This is a genomic window from Peptococcaceae bacterium 1198_IL3148 (assembly GCA_036763105.1).
GTDB lineage: Bacteria > Bacillota > Desulfotomaculia > Desulfotomaculales > Desulfohalotomaculaceae > JBAIYS01.
The window spans coordinates 1-4,846 of record JBAIYS010000028.1 but is presented as its reverse complement, the minus strand read 5'-3'; the positions used below and the strand labels follow the sequence as shown (position 1 = coordinate 4,846).

The 4,846-nt window shown below is 34.2% G+C and carries 4 protein-coding genes; 3 read left to right on the top strand and 1 reads right to left on the bottom strand.

The window, feature by feature from the left end:
- Window positions 1-226: 226 nt before the first annotated feature.
- The gene (gene istA, locus V6C27_14680; GenBank protein MEG6617639.1) at window positions 227-1,606 is read right to left on the bottom strand and encodes an IS21 family transposase; all 1,380 of its coding nucleotides are present in this window, start codon (window positions 1,604-1,606) and stop codon (window positions 227-229) included.
- A 771-nt stretch (window positions 1,607-2,377) separates the two neighbouring features.
- Here istA and V6C27_14675 point away from each other — a divergent pair.
- From V6C27_14675 to V6C27_14665, 3 genes are read left to right on the top strand one after another with little or no spacing between them, the layout of a single operon-like run.
- Window positions 2,378-2,887, top strand: coding sequence for a hypothetical protein (locus V6C27_14675; GenBank protein MEG6617638.1), 510 nt, complete (start codon window positions 2,378-2,380; stop codon window positions 2,885-2,887).
- Between the two features lie 35 nt (window positions 2,888-2,922).
- Window positions 2,923-3,849, top strand: coding sequence for a papain-like cysteine protease family protein (locus tag V6C27_14670; protein MEG6617637.1), 927 nt, complete (start codon window positions 2,923-2,925; stop codon window positions 3,847-3,849).
- Window positions 3,850-3,870: 21 nt separating this feature from the next.
- On the top strand, window positions 3,871-4,632 hold the full coding sequence (locus V6C27_14665; protein MEG6617636.1) for a hypothetical protein: 762 nt from the start codon (window positions 3,871-3,873) through the stop codon (window positions 4,630-4,632).
- The last annotated feature ends 214 nt before the right edge of the window (window positions 4,633-4,846 follow it).

The following is a 4,846-nucleotide window of genomic DNA, read 5'->3' as shown; positions in this document are numbered from 1 at the left end:
TACATATTTCTTGACTGTTCTAGGATCTACACCCAGCTGCCTTGCAATTTCAGCATAGGACAACCCTTTTGTATTAGCTAAAAACCTGATATAATCTATTTCAGCCACTTTCAACATCTCCTAAGACATCCTGTACACGATGTCCGCATACAGAAGTGTATTTGAGTTTTAGGGATGTTGGCAAGTGGTTTTTTCATGCCTTTATTAACTAGCTAACATACATAAATTAACTGCCAAAGCCTACATTTTTATTTTGCCATAAACAACTATACTGATTCTTATCGTCAAGTTCTTTTAGTACTTTTGCAATGACTTGTACCCCATGTTCCTCTGTCAAGCGTAGAATATCTATAAACTCTCTTGTTCCTTTGGCCTTTGACTGCCGATGAGCCTGTACACGCCTATGGTATGTTTCATAAATTGGAGGCAGTTTCCAATCATGGATTACTTTTGCTTGGTCAAATGCCCTGGCCTTCCGCTGTAAAAGGGTTAGGTAATGGTAAGGATTTAGTAGTTCATTATCCCTGCCGAAAAGTCTAGTATGTTCTGCTATAATATTTTCTTTATAGGTAACCACAACCTTGAAAGGATACAACCGTACTTGAACTTTTTTCCCAACGTATTGAGTGGGAACGGAATAGCGATTCCTTTCTACATGAATTAGTTGGTAGGTATCAACGGTAACCTCCTTAATGCGTGCGCAATCATAGAACTCAGTGAATGGTAAAAAATCTTCTTCCATTAATAGCTTTACCCAGGTCTGTCCCTCGAAAACACCTTTTTCTAGTCTTTGCTGACATCTCCTAGTAAGCTCAGCGTTAAAGGAATCGAAGTCTGTAAAATTAGGATAAGGTAGGAAATAGTTATTACGGGTGTATTTTACAAGGTTTTCTACAAGGCCTTTTTCGTTACCTTTACCGGGTCCACAAAACTCAGCTTCAAAACAATAAAAGGATTGAAACTTCAAAAAGCTTTCTTGGAGTTCCCGTTCTGTTCCTGTAAGCACTTTTTTAACAGCAGGCTTTAGATTGTCAAATATGATCTTCCTAGGAACATGGCCAAAGAAGGCGAAGGTGGCCATTAAACCTTCTAAAAAGTGTTCCGTTTTTTGTGACGGGTAAATTTGTATAAACTCCCCTTTGCTAAAACATAGCTTGGCGCAAAAGGCATGAACCTTATGTCTCTTGCCTTGGCTAAGAACAATCATCTCGCCAAAGTCTACTTGAAGGGTGCCTTTTTGAGGTAAAAGTTTGATAAAGGCTTCTTTTGATGATAGTTGCAGTTCCTCTTCAAGTTGCCGTGTCTGGTAGGTAAAGGCTGAATAGGAACCTGTATATCCCTCGTCCTGCAATAATTCATACATCCTTGTTTTGGTTAGACGGCCTTTAGCGCCCTTTTCCTTATTCTCCTGAAGCATCAGTTTAATTTTTTCGGCGAAAGGACCATTAACCGGCTTGCTTTGCTCTACTGTTAGGTTGTATTTAGGTTCGGGATTGGCAATTGCCCTAGTAACAGTGTTCCTGTGCACCCCCAACTCCTTGGCAATAGCACGTTTACTCTTTTCTTTGTTGAAAAACAAAAACCTGATATAATTGTGTTGTACCATCTCTATCACCTTAAATTCCTCCCGTACAATGTTGGTTCGCAACTTCCATTATACGGGTAATTTTAGGGGAGGTGGTACATTTTCTCTTTAGCAGGTTAGTTATTTTGGTACACTTTTAGTTTAGCAAATGCACTGCCCCTAAATTATTTTTTCTAATTATCTTTCAAACCATAAATTTAGTACATAATGAAGATGTATATTTAATAGGATCGGAGAAATTATTCCGCCTTGTGGAGTGCCTTTATCCGAAAACTTGGTAATTCCACCTTCCATTTAGCCTGCTTTCAGCATCCTTGCTAAATTCTCAGCAGGTTTTTGTCTTTTACTCTGACCCTAAGGCATCTTATTATCCATTAGTGGTTCTACACGGTCTCGACGGCCTAACTATTAACCATCTATATTATGGACAATCATCATAACTCGACATTAATTATCGTTGTATTTTCCAAATGCCTATATTATACTTACTTAAATTGACAGTTTCAAACTAAATTATATATCAAACCTACTAACCCATATTAAAATATCTGAATAATGTCAATATTTATTATTATAGAAAAATTTGCAAAACCATTTGTTGCTACTATGAACATTGAGAAAGGAGGAAATGCTATGTTTGATAATTATAATAGCTCTTAGGGTATATAAAAAAAGATTTATTATTTAATTTATTAATTGACTGCATTTACAATAATAAGCATAGGTAATAATTTATATTTAAGAATAAAAATTATTAGTGTTTAAAAAGCATATGAAAAGAGGGAGTCGTTTGTGAAAAAGGCAATTACTATCTTCGTAATCTTGTTTCTAATGATTACAAATTCTTGTTACGCTATGCAACAAGCTGCTTTTTCTAATTATTATCAACAAGATTTGAATTTTGATAAAGATATAAGTAAAGTTATAATCTCTGAGCCAACAATAACTAAAGAAAAGTCGGAAAAAAACTTAGAAGAAATTATTAAACTTAGTGGTAGTAGTATAACTTATGATACTCCAGTAGACAGAGTAAATGTAAGGAATAATATAAACTTTTCAGTAACCGATGTTGTATATAAAGACAATTCGGCATCAATAAATGCTGTTTTTACTGATTTGAGCATAACTTCCTTATCAGTAAAACCCGGAACAGCATATCCTCCTTTTAATGTCGGTGAAACTGCTAGCTTCCAATATAAAATAGCAAACTATGGTAATACTGTAGCAATTAATACGGATGTTATGGTTAAAGTTGATAATACACCAATAGGTAGTATAGATTTAGGTAGCATTGTAGTATAGATTTAGGTAGCATTTCTGGAGGCAGCCAATATACATTGGAATTACATTTAAATGGGGTTCCAGAAGGTACGCATAATATTGAACTTATTGTCATTCCATATAACCCAATATTGGAATCTGACAACAGTAATAATAGTAAAAGTGGCAACTTCGTTTGGCAAGGAGTTCCAGATCTTGCTGTTACCTATTTTGATGTAGAGAATGGTGGTTCAGAATTTGTACAAAACAAACCTGTAGATTACGTATTTGCTGTGCAAAGTCTAGGCACAGGAAAGGCTAATGGAACAATATCTACTTATATTGAAGTAAATGGAACTGAAATACATAGTATTTCATTTTTAGATTTAGATGTTGGTACCGTGGCAACAGTAAGATTTAAACTTACATATGGGCAAATAGGAATTTATGATGTAAAAATACACACAAATAAATATAAAGACATTATAGAATCTGATTATACTAATAACTATAAAACAAAGGCAATAATAGTTTACCCTTATAGGAGTGTATTACCAGTGCCCGAATATCCACAACAATATAATCAGATTTGCTGGGCTACTTCTGCAGCGATGGTTATATCATATTTTTTAGATGATACAATTAATAGAAATGTTGAGATTGCAAAAAAAGAATTTGGCACAGAGTTTAATCAAGGAATATATGATGTTGGTATAATGGAGAATTACGTTGAAGAGTATACTGAAATTAATGGCTCGGTACAAGACAATTCTCTATCTTACAATGCAGTTCAATATCAAATCAAATTTAATGGCCCAATCATATCGGTGATTACCTTTAAAGATCCTCCTGGACGTCATGCTATGGTAATTAAAGGTTATGACATTGAGAGCGATACAGTTATATATAATGATCCCTCGACTGGACGCGGACATGGCGCCACCTACTCCTACTATGAAAATAACGATGAATGGTTCTGGTCTAGTAGTATATTTTGGCGATAAAAATTAAAAAGAGGTGTTAAAGTGAAACTAGATAAATGTGTGTTATTAATTATTTTAATATCTTTTATTTATGTTTCGGTAGCTTTTGCTGCTGTACCTACAGAAGCTCTAATCAATCAACAATCATTAGATACGGCCAAGGAAAAATCTAAAATTGAAGAAGCTATAAATTTGTCTAAAATGAACCCTAAACAATTCTTAGTAGATAAGAAAAATATACTTAACAGGAATGAATTGACAGAAATAAAAAGCGCTACAGAATTAGAATATGGTAACGCTTATAAAGTTGTAAGCATAAATAAAAATGTAATACAAGCTTTATTAGATGGAACAAATCTTGCCACGATTCTACAAACAACCCCTTACTATTGGGAGTTTCCTGTGCTTTTTAGAAAAGATTCAGTTATAAAACCAGTAGCATCCTTTAAAATGGCTAAACATAACAATGAATGGCAAGTTGTGGAGATAGGAGGTTACCTCTCACCTGAACAAATTAATTTTAGTAGCAATACTGCAGAATTAAATAACATTTTGAAAAACAAGTCCTTAGGTAAAGTTGATTCATTTATTCACTTTCGATGGTATTCTATTCATAGTGATTTCCTATACATCTCAACTGAAGGGAAAGAATACTTTGTACCTCTTATTCATGGGCGAGATGAGTTATATGGGCTTAGAAACAAAGCAGTGTATACTAGGGATGAACTAGTTTCTGCTATTGGACCCATAATCAAAAAAAATTTAGAAGTTAACTCTCCTATTACAGGTTATCCTTCTAGTTAGAAGAATAACAATGAATTTCCAGTTAACTTTGTATTTGGCATATATAATTCTCAATTCACAATCGTCAAGAAATCGAGCAGGAGGGAGGGGAGTATAAATAGTTATGTGTAAATAGGTTTCTTACCGTTTTAAATTTTATTGTTCCTTGGGAATTATTTTCCCAATAATTGGTGATAATATTCATGGCTCTTACCCATCAAAAGGATAGGGCAAT

Excerpts from the sequence above, each read along its gene's own strand:
- istA (MEG6617639.1), bottom strand. The coding sequence starts at position 1,606 with ATGGTACAACACAATTATATCAGGTTTTTGTTTTTCAACAAAGAAAAG.